This is a genomic window from Streptomyces himastatinicus ATCC 53653 (assembly GCF_000158915.1).
In the GTDB taxonomy this organism is placed as follows: Bacteria; Actinomycetota; Actinomycetes; order Streptomycetales; family Streptomycetaceae; genus Streptomyces; species Streptomyces himastatinicus.
In genome coordinates, this window is sequence record NZ_GG657754.1 from 6,214,095 (window position 1) to 6,234,452 (window position 20,358).

The 20,358-nt window shown below is 69.5% G+C and carries 23 protein-coding genes and 1 pseudogene; 8 read left to right on the forward strand and 16 right to left on the reverse strand.

What is annotated here, in order from left to right:
- On the reverse strand, window positions 1-1,141 hold a 1,141-nt coding region (locus tag SSOG_RS26495), incomplete at its 3' end, for an SGNH/GDSL hydrolase family protein (protein ID WP_425385434.1).
- Between the two features lie 190 nt (window positions 1,142-1,331).
- Between SSOG_RS26495 and SSOG_RS26500 the strand changes: the two genes are divergently transcribed.
- Window positions 1,332-2,717: a cystathionine beta-synthase gene (locus SSOG_RS26500; protein WP_009717335.1), complete on the forward strand. Its 1,386-nt coding sequence runs from the start codon at window positions 1,332-1,334 to the stop codon at window positions 2,715-2,717.
- Between the two features lie 249 nt (window positions 2,718-2,966).
- Here the strand turns inward: SSOG_RS26500 and SSOG_RS26505 are convergent, their stop codons facing one another.
- Complete coding sequence (locus SSOG_RS26505; protein WP_009717336.1) at window positions 2,967-3,383, reverse strand: hypothetical protein; 417 nt, start codon at window positions 3,381-3,383, stop codon at window positions 2,967-2,969.
- An 87-nt stretch (window positions 3,384-3,470) separates the two neighbouring features.
- Between SSOG_RS26505 and SSOG_RS26510 the strand changes: the two genes are divergently transcribed.
- Window positions 3,471-4,853: an acyl-CoA synthetase gene (locus tag SSOG_RS26510; RefSeq protein WP_009717337.1), complete on the forward strand. Its 1,383-nt coding sequence runs from the start codon at window positions 3,471-3,473 to the stop codon at window positions 4,851-4,853.
- A gap of 81 nt (window positions 4,854-4,934) precedes the next feature.
- Window positions 4,935-5,162, forward strand: a complete 228-nt coding sequence (locus SSOG_RS26515; protein WP_009717338.1) for a hypothetical protein — start codon at window positions 4,935-4,937, stop codon at window positions 5,160-5,162.
- Window positions 5,163-5,176: 14 nt separating this feature from the next.
- Here the strand turns inward: SSOG_RS26515 and SSOG_RS26520 are convergent, their stop codons facing one another.
- Complete coding sequence (locus SSOG_RS26520; RefSeq protein ID WP_009717339.1) at window positions 5,177-5,965, reverse strand: helix-turn-helix transcriptional regulator; 789 nt, start codon at window positions 5,963-5,965, stop codon at window positions 5,177-5,179.
- A gap of 359 nt (window positions 5,966-6,324) precedes the next feature.
- Here SSOG_RS26520 and SSOG_RS56345 point away from each other — a divergent pair, with 359 nt between their 5' ends.
- Both SSOG_RS56345 and SSOG_RS48970 read left to right on the forward strand, forming a co-directional pair.
- The gene (locus tag SSOG_RS56345; protein ID WP_245606384.1) at window positions 6,325-6,813 is read left to right on the forward strand and encodes a hypothetical protein; all 489 of its coding nucleotides are present in this window, start codon (window positions 6,325-6,327) and stop codon (window positions 6,811-6,813) included.
- Window positions 6,746-7,636, forward strand: a complete 891-nt coding sequence (locus SSOG_RS48970) for a tetratricopeptide repeat protein (RefSeq protein WP_245606385.1) — start codon at window positions 6,746-6,748, stop codon at window positions 7,634-7,636. The genes SSOG_RS56345 and SSOG_RS48970 overlap by 68 nt, the downstream gene beginning before the upstream one ends.
- Before the next feature lie 57 nt (window positions 7,637-7,693).
- On the opposite strand, the gene SSOG_RS26530 is transcribed toward SSOG_RS48970, so the two are convergent.
- The 7 genes from SSOG_RS26530 to SSOG_RS53950 all read right to left on the reverse strand — a co-directional run bounded on the left by SSOG_RS26530 (window position 7,694) and on the right by SSOG_RS53950 (window position 12,126).
- Window positions 7,694-8,056 carry an SRPBCC family protein gene (locus SSOG_RS26530; RefSeq protein ID WP_009717341.1) on the reverse strand — a complete coding sequence of 121 codons (363 nt, stop codon included), beginning with the start codon at window positions 8,054-8,056 and terminating at the stop codon, window positions 7,694-7,696.
- Window positions 8,057-8,368: 312 nt separating this feature from the next.
- Window positions 8,369-9,484 (reverse strand): radical SAM protein, encoded by a 1,116-nt coding sequence (locus SSOG_RS26535; protein WP_009717342.1) that lies wholly within the window; start codon window positions 9,482-9,484, stop codon window positions 8,369-8,371.
- Window positions 9,485-9,534: 50 nt separating this feature from the next.
- A complete protein-coding gene (locus SSOG_RS26540; RefSeq protein ID WP_039938768.1) occupies window positions 9,535-10,074 on the reverse strand; it encodes a CYTH domain-containing protein in 540 nt (179 codons plus the stop codon).
- A gap of 139 nt (window positions 10,075-10,213) precedes the next feature.
- Window positions 10,214-10,414, reverse strand: a complete 201-nt coding sequence (locus SSOG_RS26545) for a hypothetical protein (RefSeq protein WP_009717344.1) — start codon at window positions 10,412-10,414, stop codon at window positions 10,214-10,216.
- A gap of 61 nt (window positions 10,415-10,475) precedes the next feature.
- Window positions 10,476-11,324, reverse strand: coding sequence for a helix-turn-helix domain-containing protein (locus SSOG_RS26550; RefSeq protein WP_009717345.1), 849 nt, complete (start codon window positions 11,322-11,324; stop codon window positions 10,476-10,478).
- 39 nt (window positions 11,325-11,363) lie between these two features.
- Window positions 11,364-11,891, reverse strand: coding sequence for a DUF6879 family protein (locus tag SSOG_RS26555; RefSeq protein ID WP_009717346.1), 528 nt, complete (start codon window positions 11,889-11,891; stop codon window positions 11,364-11,366).
- The gene (locus tag SSOG_RS53950; protein WP_009717347.1) at window positions 11,845-12,126 is read right to left on the reverse strand and encodes a hypothetical protein; all 282 of its coding nucleotides are present in this window, start codon (window positions 12,124-12,126) and stop codon (window positions 11,845-11,847) included. Before SSOG_RS53950 ends, SSOG_RS26555 begins: the two co-directional genes overlap by 47 nt.
- 160 nt (window positions 12,127-12,286) lie before the next feature.
- Between SSOG_RS53950 and SSOG_RS26565 the strand changes: the two genes are divergently transcribed.
- Window positions 12,287-12,505: a hypothetical protein gene (locus SSOG_RS26565; RefSeq protein WP_009717348.1), complete on the forward strand. Its 219-nt coding sequence runs from the start codon at window positions 12,287-12,289 to the stop codon at window positions 12,503-12,505.
- A gap of 9 nt (window positions 12,506-12,514) precedes the next feature.
- On the opposite strand, the gene SSOG_RS26570 is transcribed toward SSOG_RS26565, so the two are convergent.
- A complete protein-coding gene (locus tag SSOG_RS26570; protein ID WP_039938769.1) occupies window positions 12,515-12,832 on the reverse strand; it encodes a hypothetical protein in 318 nt (105 codons plus the stop codon).
- Between the two features lie 238 nt (window positions 12,833-13,070).
- Here SSOG_RS26570 and SSOG_RS26575 point away from each other — a divergent pair, with 238 nt between their 5' ends.
- Both SSOG_RS26575 and SSOG_RS26580 read left to right on the forward strand, forming a co-directional pair.
- Window positions 13,071-13,922 (forward strand): helix-turn-helix domain-containing protein, encoded by an 852-nt coding sequence (locus SSOG_RS26575; RefSeq protein ID WP_009717350.1) that lies wholly within the window; start codon window positions 13,071-13,073, stop codon window positions 13,920-13,922.
- Between the two features lie 11 nt (window positions 13,923-13,933).
- Entirely contained in the window at window positions 13,934-14,143 is a 210-nt protein-coding gene (locus SSOG_RS26580) for a DUF397 domain-containing protein (protein WP_039938771.1), read from the forward strand.
- A 1,236-nt stretch (window positions 14,144-15,379) separates the two neighbouring features.
- Here the strand turns inward: SSOG_RS26580 and SSOG_RS26585 are convergent.
- From SSOG_RS26585 to SSOG_RS26605, 5 genes and pseudogenes are all read right to left on the reverse strand, one after another.
- Window positions 15,380-16,773 (reverse strand): annotated as a pseudogene (locus SSOG_RS26585) (purine-cytosine permease family protein).
- Between the two features lie 7 nt (window positions 16,774-16,780).
- The gene (locus SSOG_RS26590; protein WP_009717353.1) at window positions 16,781-17,719 is read right to left on the reverse strand and encodes an ABC transporter substrate-binding protein; all 939 of its coding nucleotides are present in this window, start codon (window positions 17,717-17,719) and stop codon (window positions 16,781-16,783) included.
- A 17-nt stretch (window positions 17,720-17,736) separates the two neighbouring features.
- The gene (locus tag SSOG_RS26595; RefSeq protein ID WP_039938774.1) at window positions 17,737-18,414 is read right to left on the reverse strand and encodes an ABC transporter permease; all 678 of its coding nucleotides are present in this window, start codon (window positions 18,412-18,414) and stop codon (window positions 17,737-17,739) included.
- 1 nt (window position 18,415) lies between these two features.
- Entirely contained in the window at window positions 18,416-19,057 is a 642-nt protein-coding gene (locus SSOG_RS26600) for an ABC transporter permease (protein WP_009717355.1), read from the reverse strand.
- Window positions 19,054-20,148 (reverse strand): ABC transporter ATP-binding protein, encoded by a 1,095-nt coding sequence (locus SSOG_RS26605; RefSeq protein ID WP_009717356.1) that lies wholly within the window; start codon window positions 20,146-20,148, stop codon window positions 19,054-19,056. The genes SSOG_RS26600 and SSOG_RS26605 overlap by 4 nt, the downstream gene beginning before the upstream one ends.
- Between the last annotated feature and the right edge of the window lie 210 nt (window positions 20,149-20,358).

The following is a 20,358-nucleotide window of genomic DNA, read 5'->3' on the forward strand; positions in this document are numbered from 1 at the left end:
GCCCCGGGTCGGCACATCCAGCCCCTCCGGCGTTTGAGGAGCGGGGGTGCAGGGGGCGGAGCCCCCGCAACGGGGGAGGGGGCTTGCCCCCGGTTCGGGAAGGGGCGGGGTGGGGAACAAGCCCCCTCAGTGCGTCACCGGCGGGGACAGGGGCGGCCCCCTCCGCCGTATCCGTATCCGCCCCGGCGGGCCGGTTCCGCCGCAACAGGCGGGCCCACGGCCCACGGGCAGCCGTCACCTCGGTACCACCCTCCGCCGCGGCCGCGGCCGCCGCCGTGGCCACCGGCAGAATGCCCTCGTCGCGCGTCTCCGGCGCCTCCTCCGGCCACAACCCGAGCGAATCGCACAGCGTCGGCAGCACGGCCATCGCGGCCGTCGCGTACCCCTCCGCCGAGGGGTGGTAGTTGTCCGGCCCGAACAGCTCCCGCGGATTGGCCGCGAACTCCGGCCCCAGCAGGTCGCCCAGCGACACCGTACGGCCGCCCTGCTCCACCACCCCGATCGTCTGCGCCGCCGCCAGCTGACGGCTGAGCCGACGGGCGACGAACCGCAGGGGCTGGTAGACGGGCTCGATCGTGCCCAGATCGGGGCACGTGCCCACCACGACCTCGCATCCGGCCTCGCGCAGCCTCCGCACCGCCTCCGACAGCAGCCGCACCGACTGCGCGGGCGGCATCCGCCCGGTGACGTCGTTCGCGCCGATCATGATGACGCAGACGTCCGGCAGCTGCTCCGGATCCTCCAGCACCAGCGTGACCTGCCGCTCCAAGTCGCTGGACTGCGCCCCCGGGAGCGCCACGTTCCGCAGGTCCACCGGGCGCTCCGCCACCGCCGCGAGCCCGGAGGCCAGCAGCGCGCCCGGCGTTTGACTAGGGCGGTGGACGCCCTGTCCGGCGGCCGTGGAGTCGCCGAGAAAGGCCAGCCGCAGAGGTGGCTGGCCGGTCCTTCGGGCGAAGGCGAAGCCGTAGCGGCCGTCCGCGCGCGGCGGAGCCTCCTCCGACCCGCCCACGATCCGTTTCGCCAGGGAGACCTCGGTGAGCAACAGCACGGCGGTCACCCCGCCCAGCAGCCCGATCCCGCCGCCCCCGTACGCCGCCGCGGCCGCGATCCGCCGCGCAACCCTCGCCCTCGACATCGACATGGGTCCAGCCCACCTCCGTCCGAACGCCTTCTGTACCTTTGTACGCCTTGCTAACCACTTGGTGCCCCCTGCGTGCTGGTCCACAACCGCACGGGCCACCGCCCGGCTCCGCGCAATAAGCTGGCTGTAAGGGCCCGCGACGCGGCCGTCCCGACGCGGAGATCCCGCGGATTCCGGACCAGGAGCAGGCGTGCAGTACTACGAATCGATGATTGAGCTGGTCGGCAACACCCCGCTGGTGAAGCTCAACACCGTGACCGAGGGCATCCGGGCGACCGTCCTGGCCAAGGTCGAATACTTCAATCCCGGCGGCTCGGTGAAGGACCGCATCGCGGTCCGGATGATCGAGGCCGCGGAGGCATCCGGCGCGCTGAAGCCCGGCGGCACGATCGTCGAGCCGACCTCCGGCAACACCGGCGTGGGCCTCGCGATGGTGGCCCAGCGCAAGGGCTACAAGTGCGTCTTCGTCTGCCCGGACAAGGTCTCCACCGACAAGATCAACGTGCTGCGGGCGTACGGCGCCGAGGTCGTCGTCTGCCCGACCGCCGTCGACCCCGAGCACCCCGACTCGTACTACAACGTCTCCGACCGCCTGGTGCGCGAGACCCCCGGTGCCTGGAAGCCCGACCAGTACAGCAACCCGGACAACCCGCGCTCCCACTACGAGAGCACCGGCCCCGAGCTGTGGGAGCAGACCGACGGGAAGATCACCCACTTCGTGGCGGGCGTCGGCACCGGCGGCACCATCAGCGGCACCGGCCGCTATCTGAAGGACGTGAGCGACGGCCGGGTCAAGGTCATCGGCGCCGACCCCGAGGGCTCCGTCTACTCCGGCGGCACCGGGCGCCCGTACCTCATCGAGGGCGTCGGCGAGGACTTCTGGCCCAGCGCGTACGACCGGACCGTCGCCGACGAGATCGTCGCCGTCTCCGACAAGGACGCCTTCCAGATGACGCGGCGGCTCGCCAAGGAGGAAGGGCTGCTGGTCGGCGGCTCCTGCGGCATGGCGGTCGTCGGCGCGCTGGAGGTCGCGAAGCGGCTCGGCCCCGACGACGTGGTCGTCGTGCTGCTCCCGGACAGCGGCCGCGGCTACCTCTCCAAGATCTTCAACGACGAGTGGATGGCCGACTACGGCTTCCTGGAGGAGGACGGCCCGTCCGTGCGCGTCGGCGACGTCCTCCAGGGCAAGGCGGGCGGACTGCCCTCGCTCGTCCACATGCACCCCGACGAGACGGTCGGGGAGGCCATCGAGGTCCTGCGGGAGTACGGCGTCTCGCAGATGCCCATCGTGAAGCCCGGCGCCGGACACCCCGACGTGATGGCCGCCGAGGTCATCGGCTCGGTCGTGGAACGCGAGCTGCTGGACGCCCTGTTCGCCCAGCGCGCCTCCCTCGGCGACCCGCTGGAGAAGCACATGAGCCCGCCCCTGCCGCACGTCGGCTCGGGCGAGGCGGTCGAGGACCTGATGGCCGTCCTGGGCCGGGCGGACGCGGCGGTCGTGCTGGTGGAGGGCAAGCCCAAGGGCGTCGTGAGCCGTCAGGACCTGCTCGCATACCTCGCCAACGGCGCGAAGTGACGCCGCAGTTCGGGCTTCGGTGAAGTGGTACGTGAGCGTCACGCGCACGCAGCACAGCGTTAACACTGCCCGGGCAGATTAGGGGATGTCGGAAAGGACGACACCGACACCCAAGGATGCGGCGACCAGGACATCCGGAGCGGCTCCCGGACCTCCACAGTCGCCCGGGACGCGGGCTACCGCGTCCCTCGCGGGAACCGCCGTCGTCCCGCCCTCGGCGCTACGCCGGGGTGCGGCGGTTCCCGCGCTTTACTTCCTGTTCTCCCGGCGGAACCGGGAGAAGAACCCCAGCGAGTGGACCGCGTTGACGCCGACGATCCCGGCCCAGGTGATCAGCAGCCCGGACTCCCCGGCGTTGACCGCGCCGATCGCCGACAGCGGTATCGCGAGCACCAGGGACACCCCGACGAAGGCGAACCGCTCGCCGAGCCCCAGCCCCGTCGCCTCCCCGTCCCCGCCCGCGTACGGGCGCGCACCGCGCGCGGCGGCCATCTGACGCTCGGCCTGCTGCCGCCGCAGGTCCCGGTCCGCCGTATCGTCGAAGCGCTGCTGGACCTTCTCCAGGAAGGCGTCGATCAGTTCGGACTCGTAATCCGCGCCCAGCTCCTTACGGGCCTGGAGGGTCGCGTCGAGTTCCCTTTTCAGCTCCTGGTCATGGGCGTCCATGGATACGAAGGTACGGTCACGGGGACGCTGAAGTCGGTAGGGCTAGCCCCCCACGAAAGGCGCAGGGGGCCGAAAGGAGTCAGTTCCGTGACCGCACCTCTCCTCTCCTCCCTCGCCGCGCCGGGTGGTGACCGCCCCGACGCGCTCACCGTCGGCGGCCGTGCCCTCTCGCGCGAGGACCTGCTGGGCGCCGCGGGCGCGGTGGCCGCCCGGGTGGCCGGGGCGCCGGTCGTCGCGGTCCGGGCGACCGCGACCGCGGAGACGGTGACGGCGGTGGTCGGCGCGCTGCTCGCCGGGGTGCCCGTGGTCCCCGTACCGCCGGACTCCGGACCCGCCGAACGGGACCACATCCTGCGCGACTCGGCCGCCACCCTGCTGCTGACCGGCGACACCGGCGTCGAGGCGCCGATCGAGACGGTGCCGGTCGACCTGACCGAGCGGGCGGCCTGGACGAAGCCGGAGCCCGACCCGGAGTCCACCGCCCTCATCCTCTACACCTCCGGCACCACGGGCGCGCCCAAGGGCGCCCTGATCTCACGGCGCGCGGTCGCCGCCGACCTGGACGGGCTGGCCGAGGCCTGGGCCTGGACGCCGGACGACACCCTGGTCCACGGGCTGCCGCTGTTCCACGTCCACGGCCTGGTCCTCGGCGTCCTCGGCGCCCTCCGCACCGGCAGCCGCCTCGTCCACACCGGCAAGCCGACCCCGGCGGCCTACGCGGCGGCGGGCGGCAGCCTCTACTTCGGCGTCCCGACGGTCTGGAACCGCGTCGTCCAGGACCCCGAGTCCGCCCGGGCCCTGTCCGCCGCCCGCCTCCTGGTCTCCGGCTCCGCGCCGCTGCCCGCCCCTGTCTTCCGCGACCTGGAGCAGCTCACCGGCCAGCGCCCGGTCGAGCGCTACGGCATGACCGAAAGCCTCATCACCATCTCCACCCGCGCGGGCGGCGAACGCCGCCCCGGCTCCGTCGGCACCCCGATCACCGGCGTCCGCACCCGGATCGTCGCCGAGGAGGGCGCCGAGATCGGCGAACTCCAGCTCACCGGCCCCACCCTCTTCGACGGCTACCTGGGCCGCTCCGAGGCCACCGCCGGTTCCTACACCGAGGACGGCTGGTTCCGCACCGGCGACATCGCCGCCGTCGACCCGGACGGCTTCCACCGCATCGTCGGCCGCGCCTCCACCGACATGATCAAGTCCGGCGGCTACCGCATCGGTGCCGGCGAGGTCGAGAACGCCCTCCTCGACCACCCCGCCGTCCACGAGGCCGCCGTCGTCGGCGCCCCCCACGACGACCTCGGCCAGCAGATCGTCGCGTACGTCGTCGCCGACGGCGTCGGCGAACAGGACCTGATCGACTTCGTCGCCACCCAGCTCTCGGTCCACAAGCGCCCCCGCAAGGTCCGCTTCCTGGACGCCCTCCCCCGAAACGCCATGGGCAAGCCCCAGAAGAAGCTCCTGCCCCCGGCTTGATCCCGGTCTTCGGCCCCGGGCGCCATTGCCACCCGTGAACGCGCCTGGGAAGCCGACCTGTCCGCCTCGTTCGCGCGCCGATTGGGCAAGTCGGCGCGCGAACTCGGAAAGACCGGAGGGCGCGACGGATGCCCCGACATCTGGCAGCTCGACAACGGTGACATCGCGGTCATCGGCCGCGACCTGACCGACGCCTATCGCGCGAAGCTCCCCGAGGACGCCAGCATCGCCCCGGACGAGCGCCTCGCCGTCATTCCGGGCGCCACCTTGAGCGCCGCGAAGCCGGATATACCCGACGCCCGGGCCTGACGACCTCTGGCCGGTCACTCCGGTGGGACGCTGTACCGCTCCAGGGCCGCCTTCGAGGTCGACGTGTCCATCAGGCGCAGTTCCCACGGCCCGGTGTTGACGTCGAAGTCCTTGCCGAACCCGACCCACTTGCCCGCCATGCGGCGACCGGTCGGCTCCACGAGCATCTGGATCGCGCCGTGGTAGCACGCTCCCTGGTAGTAGCCGTCCGCGGCCGTCTGCTCGGTCCAGGTGCCTGTGACCACGCTGCGGTCAACGGTGAGATCCAGGCTGAGCGGGGAATCGGGGTTCAGGGATGCCCCGTTCAGCGACCGTCCTGTCAGGCGGTTGCCGTGCTGGACGAACGCCACGTAATGCCTGCCTTCATAGGCGTCGTCACGGCCCGACGAGTAGTACTCGTACCGGGAAAGCCAGATGCCGCTGAAGTTGTCTCCTGCCGTCTGCTGACCCGCCCGGGTGTCGGCGGACGCAGGGGCGACGCCGACAATGCCCTCCGTGCTCGGTGCCATGTCATGGCCTCCTGTCCCATCGCCTTGAACTCTCGCCATGGGCGCCTGCGGGGCGAATCCCAACGACTCGACCGGCACCCCTGTGACCCTCTCCAGCGCGCGGATGTAGACCGGCCTCGGCGACCTGCTGATGCCGGATTCCCAGCGCTGGACCAGTCGTTTGCTGGCCTCGTTCGGCTCGCCCATCTCCACACCTGCTCGGCGGAGCGCCTTTGCCAGGTCGTCCTGGCTCATCCGCAGGCCGATCCGCACGGCCCGCAATGCGTCGTTCGGTGCGTGCACCTCGGTCGTCATGACGTCCACGCTAGCCCCAGATGCCCGTCTATGACACCTAAATGACGCCTTTTGAGGGACACCCGAACAACACCTTTTCTGTCGTCGCGATGGTCTGGAGGCCAACGGCACCATCACGACCGAACACGACAGAGAAGGCGGATCGTGATGGACAAAGCAGCAAAGCGGCAACGGCTCATGAGCATTCGCGTGTCCCGTGACAGCGGCCGGACGTGGGGCGCCGAAGTGGTGGTCATCGCCAGTGACCCGCTGGCCCCCCTGTCTACATCGGCGTGGCCACCATGCCGATGCTTACGGTGTGTGACCGGATCAGGTCCGGCCTCCGGCCGGTTCACTGGCGGAACAACACGGTAATCGGGATGGCCAGGCCCGACCGCTACGAGTTCCACGACCTGTTGCGCGCCTACGCGGCTGACCAGGCGCGGTACGAGGAGCCGCCCGAGGGGCGCGAGGCGGCGCTGCGCCGCGTACTGCTCTGGTATCTGCACACAGCAGACGCGGCGCAGACCTGGATCAATCCCCAGGAGGCCCACATCCTGCTGGAGCCCCTGAGCGAGGGCCTCACCCCCGCGTCCTTCGCGGATTACGACGAGGCCATGCGGTGGTACGAGGCGGAGCGCGGCAATCTGCTGGCCGCGACGCGTGCCGCTGAGGAGGCCGGTCTCGATGTGATCGCCTGGCAGCTGCCCGCGGTGCTGCGGAGCATGCACATGATCCTTAATCCGTTCGAGGAATGGCTCGCCATGAGCCGGATCGGGCTGGGCGCGGCGCGTCGGGTGGGTGACCGTATGGCGGAGGCCGAGCTTTTGGAGAGTCTGGGCATGGCGTACACGCAGTCCCATCCTTGAGGAGGCTGCTGAGTACCACCAGGGCGCCCTGGAGGCTCGCCGGGAGACGGGGGACCGGCTCGGGGAGGCGCTGTCGCTGAACGACATCGGGCTGATCCACTTGCGGGGGCGTCGGCTGGAGGCGGCAAGGGACCACTTCGAGCAGGCCGTGGCGCTCTTGCGGGAGTTGGCCGCGACCCACTGGGAGGCCGTCGTCCTGTCGAACCTCGCCGAGGTGACGTACGAGCTGGCCCAACTGGACGAGGCGTCCGACTTCGTCCATCGGGCCTTGGAGGCGCACCGCGAGCTGGGCAACCAGGGCGACGGGGGCAACGCGCTGCGCATCCTGAGAGCCGTTCAGCGGGACCTCGGACAGCCGGAGGAGGCGCTGCGGTCCGCCCAGGACGCGCTGGACATCGCCCTCACCCACCGCAACCACATGTGGGAGGGGTACTGGCTGCTGGAGCTGGGCCGGGCGCAGCTGGCGAACGGTGCACCGCACGACGCCCTGGTCTCGTTCCAGCAGGCGGCCTCGCTCCAACGCCGCCTCGGCGACCGGGCGCGGGAGGCGCGGGCGTGGGATGGCGCGGGGGAGACGTACCGACGGCTCGGGCGTCCAACGGAAGCAGCCGACTTCCACCGTCGCGCAGCGGCGGCCCACCGCGAGCTGGACGACCTGTGGCACACGGCGCTTGCCCTCGACGGCCTCGCCGGTGCGCTGCGCGAAGTAGACGAGACGGAGGAGGCGCGGCGGCATTGGGCGGAGGCCCTGCGTGTGCTCGCCCCCTACCACGACCCCCGGGCGGCTGCCTTGCGCGACCGCATCACCGCCGCCCTCGCGTAACGAGGCCCGCCATGGGGTGCTCGGTGCGGTCCAAGGCGGCAGTCCCGGACGGAACCATCAGTCCGCTCGGACCTCGGTAGTGACCACCGAGGTCACCTTGTAGAGCAAGCTGCGCTGATCGAAAGTCCGCTGCGTGACCTCGCACCCGCCGTCGCGCGGGACGATCTCGAGCTCCCAGGCCGCGACCGGGCGACCAGCTGCCTTGACGTCGAAGGCGAAGCGCTTTCCGGGACCGGCCGCGGTGACGGTGCAGATCGTGCTCCACTTCACCCAAGGACGCCGGTTGTGTCCGCGGAACGTCGATCCGACCGCACCCGGCTCGCCATTCAGCCACTCGGCTCCCGTCGCCTCAGGGCTCCACTCCCCTATCCGGGTCACGTCGGCGATCAGCTCGTACACGTCCTGGGGATCGGCGGCCATTGTGCGCCGCGCCTAGACCGTAGTCACGAACCACACTCCTCGACTTCACGCTTCTACGCAGTGGGGCGTCTGGTGGGTGAGCAAAGACGCGAAGAGTGTGCCTGCTCCTATACCTGCGACATGAGACGTGCCCAACTCCAGGTCGTCGCAAGGAAGAAGCACTCTTCGGGCGACGAAGCGTATCGGACCCTACCCGTGTGCTGTGCCGTAGGCGGTGGACGCGGCGTGGTCTCCCAGGCCGGTGGTGCACTGCGCGAGGCGGCTGGCCGTTTACAACGCGGGTAATGACGGCCGGGGAACGCTTGGGGGGCGCTACGCCCGGTGTTGGGGCGACGGCGTGCGGGCGGTGTACAGCTTCGTGAGTCTCGCCGCTTCGTCGTCTCGGAACGCGGCGACCTCTCGGCTGCGCTGGCTCATGATGAACTCGCCCAGCGGTAGGCACAGGTCCATCCGCTGAATGCATACGCCGACCATGAACGGCCCGTCGGTGGCCCGGTACATCCGGACGCCGTAGTACCCCTCTTGGCAGTCGTCGGGGTTGTTGAACCGGCAGTCGGCGCACGTCTCCGGGAGGCGCACGGGCCGGATGCTCTTGGCGTACAAAGTCCGCCCGCCCGGCAGTCGGTACCGCACCCGCTGATCCGACGCACCCGCTGTGACGATCCTCCGGACCGGCACGGCGTCGAGGTGGTCGATGACTTCCCGCATGGCGGCCAGCGACGCCCCGTCGTCCTCCAGCGACACGAGCATGCGCACCACCACCGACCGACCGTGCTGCTCGATGACGCGCAGCACGCGTTCCACATGGTCGTGGTTCGGGATCACGATGTTGGCCGACACCTTGATGCCGTAGGTGCGAGCGGTCTCGATCGTCTTTGCCAGCGCGTCGAGCTTGCGCGCGGCGAGCTTCGGCGAGGCCAGGCGCGGGCCCTGCACGGCGGCGAGTTCTTCGGGGGTGGTGCCGAACACCGACAGGTTGATGCGGTCGAGGCCGGCCGCAGCGGCTTCCGGCAGGGCGGCCGCGCCGTTCTCGCCGTTCGAGGTCAATCCGACGGTCAGCCCGAGCCGCCGGGCGATGCGGATCAACCCGGGCAGCTCTGGATGCAGGGTGGGCTCCCCGCCGGTGAAGTGGACTTCGTGGGTAGGCAGGCTGCCACGGACGGCGGCCAGTGCCAGGGCGAAGTCCGAGTCGGCCGGGATGCGGGCCGGAAGGAAGTCGGCGCCATTGGTCTTCAGGTAGATGGACACCCGGCCGGACCGCCCCGGCGTGCCGGTGAACTCACCTGCGGCACGTCCAGTGTTGTCGGTGGCCACGGGGGTGCCCTCGTTGTGGCAGAACGAGCAGGCGAGCCCGCACGCATCGATGATCTTCACGCGTAAGGTGCGGTCCGGTCGGACCTCGACCGGCAGGTTGTTCGTGTCGTGCATCGTGCCCCCTCCATCGGCCCGGCCGACGCCCCGCAGGCCGGGAGCCTCGGCTACTCGAACCGCAGGTCGGTGATCGCGTCCAGGTCGATGCCGTACAGGTCGTAGACCTTGGTCGTGTTGAACGACGTCAGGCGCTCGCGGTCAAAGCCCAGCGCTTCGGCCGCGGCCCACACCTGAGGCTCGTCGTCTGCCTCGATCTCCAGGTACGGCGGGATGAGGGGCCACTCGTCGAGCTCCAGGCGCACGGCGCCGAGCGCGTAGGAGGTGCGCCGGTTCTCCTGGTAGCTGCGCGGCGTCAACCCCATGAGGCCGAGCAGCGCGTTCGTCTCCTCGAAGTTGTCGACCGTGACCTCGGTCTCGTGGGTACCGTCGACCGCGTCGGTGGAGATCTGCTTGACGCACAGGGTCGTCACTGCCCCGGTGTCGCGCAGGCGCACCCACCGGCCGGGAACGGCCGGGATGGTGTCGTAGACGTACCGGCGCATCAGCCGCGGCTCGGTCCGGCGGACTCCGCCTGCCTCGACGATAAGCCGCTCCATCTTCTTCGGGTCGATGTCCAGGGCCTTTGCTTCGAATTCGATGCCTGCCATGGGTCTCCGTTCGGTAGGGGCTGCTGTGTGGCGAACGATTGTCGGGGGCGGGAGCACCGTCCCACGCCCCGCTGAGTCGCTCCGTGCAGGTGCGGACGAACAACCGTGAGGCGCAGTGCGAGGGCGGAGGCGCGTCGCATCAGCGGGGGCCGGGGCGGTCATCCGAACGCCTCAGCGGGGCCCCTGGGCCGTTGTCACCGTCCATGGCGCCCAGCCGGTCCCCGCGGCCGTCCGCAACCCTCAGCGTGTCCGCAAGGCACTCGGCCACCCGCGCCGTGATGGACCGCAGCTCCGTCTGGGCGGGCCGCTGGTACTTGGTCGGGATCGCTGTGGGGGCCATGCTTCGAGGCTAGGAAGCCGCACCCAGCGGGCGCGAGGAACTTGCACCTTCTTGCGCACCTTCACCCAAGAGCGTTAATCGCCTTGGTGATCAACGATCGCGCGTGGGGGCCATGAGCGGCCATGGAGGCGAACGCAGCGAAGGTTCGCACGTACTCGGCAATCTCCGGGGGCCGGGTGATCCGCAGATAGCCGGAGGTCAACTCGACGGCGACCTCTGCCTCGTCGAACATGTAGAAGTCTTCGACTGGGAGGTGCGGCCGCTCGGTGCCCATCGGGATGATGCCGAGGCTGACAAACGGGCTTGAGGCCGCGGTGATGAGCTGACCGAGCTGTCCGGCCATGGTGCTGGAATCGCACACGGCGGCGTACAGCACGTACTCCTCGATCAGCAGGCCGAAGTGGTGTCGGCCCGAGAACAACATGCGCTGCCGGTCCATCCGTGCATCGACGGCGTCCTCGACATCGTCGACCAGAACGCGGTGCCGCTGGATGGATCGCAGTACCGCGGTGGTGTACTCCGGCGTCTGTACCATCCCGGGCAGAACACGGCTGGCGTAGACCCGGAAGAGGCTCGTGCGCTGGTACAGCGGGGCAACCGACTCTTGCTCGGCCCGAAGCCCGGAGTGCTCGGTGCGCCGCCACTCGGTGTACATCGAGTCGACGGCGCGCGAGGTGGCAATCAGGTCGGGCACCTGGTCGTCGGCGCCACAAGCCGCGCACCAGGCGCGCAGGTCTTCCTCTGATGGGACGGTCCTGCCGTTTTGGATGCGGGACGTCTTGCTCTCGTGCCATCCACAGCGGGCGGCCAGCTCGGCCCCCGTGAGTCCGGCGCCCTTGCGGATCTCGACCAGCCGGTTCGCGAGGGCCTTGCGAGCCTCGATGACGCTGGAGGACGGGGACGAGGACATAGGCGGTGAGCTCGACTTACTGATGGGCGGATAGGGGGCTTAGGTGACGTACTCAGAGTGTGGAATGCCCCGGTCCCATACCGCCTCGAATGCAGTCGTCACCATCTTCACGGTGGCCGGGTCCTCGTTGAATTCGTGTCCTGCCCACTCGCCGTCACCAGTGAACCAGTGGAACAGGACACGGCGTTCATCGATCAGCCACAGGTCGTTGCCCGGGAGGGCGAGATCGGAGGCGAGACGCCGAGGCAGCCAGCGAACCCGCTCGCCGAGTGCCACATTGTGCCGCTCGGTGATCGCATGCTCCCAACGGATGTAGTCGGTCACCGGTTCGGAGACGATCCGCGCCCGGCGCATGACGACGCCCCGGGCGACGGTCTCGCGGACCAGGCTGGCCCACTCCTGGTATTCGTGCGGGAGCTGGTACGCCTCAGGCCGGTCGACAGGCTTGCCCGCCCGCCAGTCGGCGAACACCGGGTCATCCATGTAGGAGTCGCGCATCTCCAGGTGACACGCGGAGTGCTCAGCGCTCCTCAGCAGGGCGGCAAAGTCCGGCACGCTCTGCGTCATCGCACACCTTCCTCAGATAGGGGATCATCCTGACGGGGACACGGACCACGCCCTCATGACCCGGAATGCCGATCGGGTGTCCCTCTACCCACTCGGTTCCGGCGATCTCGGTGTGCATCTCCGAGTCGGGCAGCCACCCCTGAATGACGATCTCTGCTTTCTCGTCTTCGAGCCAGACCGTGGGAGAGCCCCCGTTGGGCGTGTCCGGGTCGATGCCAACGAACCTCAGAGACATGGCTTCCCTCCAGAAACCGAGGTCGGACGGGTCATGCCCGAGATTGCCCCGGGGCCAGCCCGCAGGGCTACGTTCTTGCACAAACTTGCACCCTCCCGGGCCCTATTCTGACGGCGCTCAGGTACGCACCCCAGAAACGACAAAAGGCGCCCCCGCTCCGGTGGCCGACTTCCACCGCCGCGCCGCGGCGACCCACCGGGAGCTGGACGACCTGTGGCATACGGCGCTTGCCCTCGATGGTCTGGCCGGTGCGTTGTACGACGCGGACGAGACGGAGGAGGCGCGCCGCCACTGGACCGAGGCCCTGCACGCCCTCGCCACCTACGACGACCCCCGGGCGGCCGGGCTGCGCGACCGCATCGTGGCCGCCCTGGGGTGACGCAGCCCGTCAGGAAGGCTCGGCGCGGTCGAATGTAGCGGCCCTGGACGGGGGAAGCCAGACGAGTCGTGTGGCGTGGATGGAGTCGTCGGTCCGTCGACCGAAGTACCAGGTTGCCCGCTCGGGGGACTTGAGGGAGAGCTGTCGGGTTCCGTCCACGCTGGTCACGCGCACGGCGCCGTCGTCGAAGACCAGGCCCCAGGCGGCGATGGCGCCGTCCCGTAATCCTGGTTCCACGTCATACTCCTGGACCACGGCGAAGAGTCTGGGCGCGAAGTCGGTGACGAGGTCGCACAGTTCTTTGTCGAAGGATTCGGGCGTCTCCATGTGAGCCTCCGAGATGTGTCTCGCCGCTCCTTCGGGCATGCGCCGGTGCCAGGGCAGCGGGCATGGAGGGAGCGGTACGCTTCCGGCTTTGCCGGTCATCTTTGAGTGATGAACGCGTCACTCAGAGTAGGTCATAAGGTTAGTCCGTCGCAATGTTATGACCGGGGCTCTCGGAACTGGTTGGACCGCCGCGTGGGATGCGCGAGAAACTGTTCGACGGGCCAGGAGGGGAAGACGCATGCCACCCAGGAACAGTCCCACGGCGCGCCAGCAGCGCTTGGGCGCCGAGCTGCGAAAGATGCGCGAAGCGGCAGGTATGACGGCACGCGAAGCCGCTGAACTGCTCGGGGCCAATGCGATCCAGATAAGCCAGATCGAGGCGGGGAAGGCTGGCGTCAGCGAGGAACGCCTGCGGCGGATGGCCTCCCAATATGCCTGTCTCGACCCCGTGTTGCTGGACGCGCTCGCGACTATGGCGGCGGAGCGCACCAAGGGGTGGTGGGAGGAGTACCGGGGTACTCTCGCGCACGGGGCGCTGGACCTGGCCGAGCTGGAGCATCACGCCACGGGTATGCGTACGCTCCAAGCTGTCTACGTGCCAGGTCTGCTGCAGACCGAGGACTACGTCCGGGCCCTCATGGCGTATGGCCTTCCCGAACCGCCGCTGGAACAGCTCGAAGCGCAGGTTGCCTTCCGTGTTCGGCGCCGAGAGGTCCTGGAGGGAGCTGCGGCGCCCCGCTTCGAAGCCGTCATTCATGAGGCCGTGCTGCGAACGCGCGTCGCCGACCGGAAGGTCGCACGCGAGCAGCTTTCCTTCATCCTGGCGCAGTCCGAGCGGCCGAACGTGACCGTCCGGGTGATCCCCTTTGACGTGGACGGTTTCGGCGGCGCCGGGGCGTCCATGCTCTACGTGGGCGGCCCCGTACCCAAGCTCGACACCGTGCAGCTCGATGCCTGGCACGGTTCGCTGTGGATGGACGCGGAGTCACAACTCGCAAGGTACCGCGCGCTGCTCGACAGGGCGGCGCTCTCCTCTTTGGCGGTGGAGGAGTCGCGAGACTTCATCCACCACCTCACACAGGAACTGTGAAAGGTCTGGCCATGGTCAGCACTGGAGTCTGGCGTAAGTCTTCGTTCTCCGGCACCAACGCGGAAAATCACTGCCTGGAGCTCGCCGCCCTCGACGGCAAGATCTCGCTGCGCGAGAGCGACGACCCCGCAGAGGTCGTCACCACCACCCCCGCCTCGCTCGGAACCTTCATACGCACTGCCAAGCGTGGCGGCCTCGACCACCTCACCCGCTCTCGGTGACGCGTCATGGCGCCTATCCGCAGATGCCACACGGGGGCAGGAAAGACGTTCACTCCCCAGGCGTGGGCACTGACCAAGACTTGGTCGTCGGCGCGGCTGGCTTTGGAAAGGCTGGGGAAGGCTTCCATGTCAGATGGCACCGAGAGCTGACAGTACGGCTAGACACAGAACCATCGAGGCAACAAATGCGCCCCCAGCCTTGAGTACGGCCTCGGCCAAGGTCGCCCCGGTAGTGCTCACGAGTATTCCGGCCACAAAGGCAATCACGACAGAGAACAGCGCAGCGACCAGGATCCAGAGAACTTTGACATATAGGGGAGTTCGCGCGACCAACAGCCGAGCACCTTTCATCCAGGCGATCGAACCGTATGCGCGCAGGGCAGGCTCAGTTCGACCACCAACATCGATGGTCAGAACTGAGGCCCTGCCCGGCAGTCAGAGTCTCAGTAGCGGGTCACTAGACCCGATGTACTCAGATGACTCCACTCGGGAGTGCTTGACGCACTCTTGGGCAATCGCTGCCCTCGTCTGAGCCGCAGTCCCTCCAGGGGACGGCGGCAGATCCTGGTCTCGCCGACGCATCAGACTCTCAACTCTGCCGGAACTGAAAGCGGCTAAACTGAACGTCGGGTCCTGGTTCCAGGCCATCGCGGCCATAGCCTCCAGGTAGGGAACGGCCCCCGCCACCTGGGCTAGAACCGCTCGCGATCCAGTATGACGTCGGGCAACCGTGTGTCAAGACCTGCCCACACCATGACTATTACGCGGCATCAGTTACACACGAGCGACGCACGTGGGCGGGGCAATTGTTGCTGTGCGCGAGGTGAACGCCAGTGTTGGCAGGTTGAATCTATTCGGCAGGAGATTTGCCGTGTCCCAGATGCATGGGGCTGCCTGGAGTACGTCCAGCAGTCGGCCGCCATAGCGCGCAGCCTCTCGTTCAAAATTTGGGCCTCTCTCCGCGTCCGGGGACGGTACGAGGGGAGACGTACGACTGCACAGACGTCCGGCAAAGGCGGCCGACTTTCACCGCCGCACCGCGGCGGCCCACTGGCATCTGGACGACCTATGGCATGCAGGGCTCGCACTCGACGGGCTGGCCGGTGCGTTGTGTGGACGAGATGGAGGCCTCGGCGGTGCGGCCGCCGAGGAGCGCGTCGCCGCTGTCGGGCCCGCGCGCGTGAACGCGTCGTTGCTGCCCCGGAGTCGGGCGGCACATGGGCGGTGCGGTCCGGCTCACCCTGGCTCGGCCACGTCCGGCCCGCCCGGCACCGGTTCCGGGGTGAGGATCATGCGGTCCGGGACGTGGGCGGTGTCGTGGCGGGCCAGGGCCCAGTAGAGGGCGGCGGGGACGGCGAGGCCGATGAGCCAGGAGATGTCGGCGCCGCCCAGGGGGGTGACGAGCGGGCCGGTGTAGAAGTGGGTGGAGAGGAAGGGGAGTTGGGCGAGGACGCCGAGGGCGTAGGTGGTGAGGGCCTTCCAGCGCCAGGCGCCGTAGCGGCCGTGGGGGTCGCTGAGGGCCGGGATGTCGTAGCGCTCCTTGGCGATGGCGTAGTAGTCGACGAGGTTGATCGCGCTCCACGGGGTGAAGAAGGTCAGCAGGAACAGCAGGAAGTCCTTGAAGCAGAGGCGACGCCGTGCCCGCCGACATGATCCGCGATGTAGCGTCGCGCGCGGGGAGAGGGTGCGTGCGCGAGCCGCTGACGCTGGTCCACCATCGACATGAAGCCGCCGTAGGTGTTGAGCACGTTGATCGTCAGCTTGCCGAGGGCGATGACGAAGTAGAGCAGTGAGGTGATCACGGCCGCGCCGCCGCCGAGGCCGACGACGTAACTGACCTCGTGGCCGACGAAGGCGTCACCGGCCGCGGCGGCCGCGAGGGCGCCGAAGGTCATGGACCACTGGGAGCCGAGGACGGTGCCCGCGAGGGTCCAGGAGAACGTGGCCCGGGCCGAGGTGCTGCGCGGCAGGTAGCGGGAGTAGTCGGCGACGTACGGGCCGAAGGCGAGCTGCCAGGAGGCGGAGAGCGACACCGCGAGGAGGAAGAGCGGGAAGTCGAAGCTCCGGTCGTGGAGGAGGGCGGCCAGGTCGGCGCGGTCCAGCAGCCGGATGCCCAGGTAGACGAAGGCCAGGGCGCAGACCACGCCCGCGATCCGGCCCAGGGTGTGGATCAGGCGGTAGCCGACGGCCGCGGCCACGGCGGTGAGCAGGGCGAAGAGGATGATGCCGGTCGTGTCGCCGAGGTGGGTGAGTTCGCCGACGGCCTGGCCCGCCAGCACGCTGCCGCTGGCGAAGAAGCCCACGTACATGACGATGACCAGCAGCAGCGGGACGATCGCGCCGCGGACCCCGAACTGGGCCCGGGAGGAGATCATCTGGGGGAGGCCGAGCCGTGGCCCCTGGGCGGAGTGGAGCGCCATGACGGCTCCGCCGAGGACGTTGCCGACCAGCAGGGCGATGACCGACCAGAAGGCGCCCACGCCGAAGACGACGGCCAAGGCGCCGGTCACGACGGCGGTGATCTGGAGGTTCGCGCCGAGCCACAGCGTGAACTGGCTGAAGGCGGTGCCATGGCGCTCGGCGTCGGGGACGACGTCGATCGAGCGCGTCTCGACCAGGGATGTGGGCATGCGGGCCCTACTTCTTCGTGAGGCCGTGGTCGGCGGCCCAGTCGGCGGCCACCTCGTCCGGGTCCTTCTTCTCCTTGTCGACCAGCTTGTTGAGCCTGGCCAGTTCGTGGGTGGTGAGGGCGCCGCCGAGCTTGGCCAGGGCCTTGCGGACCTTGGTGTCGGCCTTGGCGCCGCGGATGACGGGGACGATGTGCTGGGCGGGGATGAGGGCCTTGGGGTCGGCGAGGATGACCCAGCCGTTGGCCTCGATGTCGGGGTCGGTGGAGAAGAGGTTGGCGACGTCGACGTCGCCCTTCTTCAGGGCGCCCTTGACCAGGGGGCCGGAGGCGTCGAGGGCCTTGAACTCCTTGAAGGTGACGCCGTAGCGGTTCTTGAGGCCGACGAGGCCGACGACCCGGTTCTTGTCCTCCGCGGGGCCACCGAAGACCAGCTTGCCGTTCTGCTTCTTCAAGTCGGAGAAGCTGCGCAGGCCGTGCTTGTCGGCGGTTTCGCGGGTGACGCAGAAGACGTCCTTGTCCTCGGCGGCCGCGTACGAGAGGGCTTCGAGGCCGTTGGGGAGGGCGACGGTGAGGGCGTTCTGGAGGTCGCCCGCCTGGGTCTGGGGGGCCTTGTCGTCGAAGTGGAGGAGCAGGTTGCCCTGGTACTCGGGGAGCAGGTCGATATCGCCCTGCTGGAGGGCGGGGATGACGATTTCGCGGGAGCCGAGGTTGGGGCGGACGCTCGTCTTGATGCCCGCGCCGCCCAGGGCCTCGGCGTAGAGGTAGCCGAGGAGCTGGTTCTCGGTGAAGTTGGCGGTGCCGATGACGAGTCCGCCCGCGCTGCTGCCGCCGCCCTGGCCGCCTCCGGCGCCGTCGCCCTTCAGGGAGGTGATGCCGCCGCTGCACGCGGCGAGGGTGGGCACGGAGGCTCCGGCGAGCAGGCCGCCGAGCAGTTTCCTGCGGTTCATGGGTTCTCCGTAAGGTCTCAGTGCGCTTGGGAGGGGGCGGGGCGGTTGCGGAAGGCCAGGCGTTGCACGGCGGCCAGGGCCAGGTCCAGGGCGATCGCCAGGACGGCGACCAGCACCGCTCCGCCCAGGACCTGCACCAGGTCGCGCTGGGCCAGCCCGTCGAAGACGTAGCGGCCGAGGCCGCCGAAGCTGACGTACGCGGCGATGGTGGCGGTGGCCACGACCTGGGTGCAGGCCAGCCGCAGCCCGGTCATGATCAGGGGGAGGGCGAGGGGGAGTTCGACCTGGAAGAGGACCTGGTGCCAGCGCATGCCCTGACCGCGTGCCGCGTCCCTGACCTCGGGGTCGACGGCGGCCATGCCCGCGTAGGTGTTGGTGACGATGACCGGGACCGCGAGGGCGACCAGCGAGACGTAGACGGGCCACATGCTCAGGCCGCTGGCCAGGAAGACCAGGGTGACCAGACCGACGGTGGGCAGCGCGCGGCCGAAGCCGGAGAGGTTGATGGCGAGGAACGCGCCGCGCCCGGTGTGGCCGATGAGCAGCCCGACGGGGAGGGCGATGAGGGCGGCCACGAGGGTCGCGAGGGCCGAGTACTGGAGGTGCTCCAGGAGGCGGGTCGCGATGCCGTCGGGCCCGGACCACTGGGCGCCGCTGGTCAGCCAGTGGCCGAGGTTGGTCAGCAGTTCGATCATGTCAGGCACGCCTCCTCAGCCAGGGGGTGCACAGCCACTGGATGGCGACCAGGACGGCGTCCGCGACCAGGGCGAGCAGCAGGGACAGGACGACTCCGGCGACGACCGGGGTGGGGTAGTTGCGCTGGAAGCCGTCGGTGAACAGCTGGCCGAGGCCGCCGTACCCGATGTAGCTGGCGACGCTGACCAGCGAGATCGCCATCACGCTGGAGACCCGTACGCCCGCCATGATCACCGGGAAGGCGAGCGGCAGCTCGACCGTGAGCAGGGTGCGCAGCGGGCGCGCGCCCATGGCGGTGGACGCCTCGCGCGCCTTGGCGGGGACGCTGTCCAGGCCCTCGACGGTGTTCCGGAGCAGCACGGTCAGGGTGTAGATCGTGAGCCCGGTGATCGCGGTGGTGCGGGTGAGGCCGGTGATCGGCAGCAGCAGCACGAAGATCGCGATGGAGGGGATGGTGAAGAGGACGTTCGACAGGCCCAGGAGGACGCCGCGCAGCGGCCGTACGCGATGCGCGATGACCGCCAGCGGCACCGCTATCAGCAGGCCGAAGAGGACGGCTGGAACGGCGGTGGAGAGGTGGTCGAAGGTGAGCGTGGTGAGGTCGTCCACGTGGTCGGGGAACCAGCCCCAGTCGACGGTCATGCGGTCACGCTCGCGTCGGGGTCTGGAGCCTGGGAAGCGTTCGTACGGCCCGCCTCGGCGTGGCGGCGGCCCGCGTGTTCGTGGATCCGGTCGCGCCCGGTGACCCCGGTCAGCACGCCGTCCGCGTCCACCCGGGCGACCAGCCCGGCGGGGGAGGCCAGCGACTCGTCGAGGGCGGACAGCAGCGAGTCGGTGTCGCGCAGCGGGCGCACCGGCAGCAGCGGGGCCTCGTCGCCGTCCGGGCCCTCGGTGTCGCGCCAGCCCAGCGGCTCGCCGCGGCCGGAGGTGACCAGCCGCCAGCGGCCCTTGTCGTCGGCGGGCTCTTGGGGGAGACCGGCGAGGGTGGAGAGCGAGAGCAGCTTCAGCCCGCGCTCGGCGCCGAGGAAGCCCGCCACGAAGTCGTCGGCGGGGGAGGCCAGCAGCTCGGCCGGGGGCGCGCACTGGACCAAATGGCCGCCGGTGCGGAAGATCGCTATCCGGTCGCCCAGACGGACCGCCTCGTCGATGTCGTGGGTGACAAAGACGACCGTCTTGCGCAGCTCGCTCTGGAGCCGCAGCAGCTCGTTCTGGAGCTGGGTGCGGACGACCGGGTCGACCGCGCCGAACGGCTCGTCCATCAGCAGCACCGGTGGATCGGCGGCCAGCGCCCGGGCCACCCCGACGCGCTGCTGCTGACCGCCGGAGAGCTGGTGCGGATAGCGCTTGCCGGATCCGGCGGGCAGCCCGACCAGCTCCAGCAGCTCGGCGGCGCGCGCCCGCGCCTTGCGGCGGCCCCAGCCCAGCAGCAGCGGGACGGTCGCGATGTTGTCCAGGATCGTGCGGTGCGGGAAGAGTCCCGCCTGTTGGATCACATAGCCGATGCCGCGCCGCAGCTCGGCGGCGTCGGCCTCGAGGATGTCACGCCCGCCGACGCTGACCGTGCCGCTGCTGGGCTCGACCATGCGGTTGACCATCCTGAGCGTGGTGGTCTTGCCGCAGCCGGAGGAACCGACCAGGACCGTGATGTCTCCCTCCGGGAGTTCGAGACTCAGATCGTCGACGGCAGTGGTGCCGTTCGGGTAGTGCTTGCTGACGTGCTTGAAGCTGATCATCCGCTTCCCCTTGCCCTGTCTGCATATAGTCATGCACAGTCATAGTCGAGTGAATAGAAGTCAATAGGTGTGCGTTAATCGCCGGTTACTTCTGCTCGCAATATGGGACGAAAGCGCTTGGCGGCTAGCCCGATAAGGGTGGGTACGGAAGGGGTTGCCCTGGATGGTGTCTCACATGCTGGATTCGACGGCGATCGGCGCGGCGGCCGG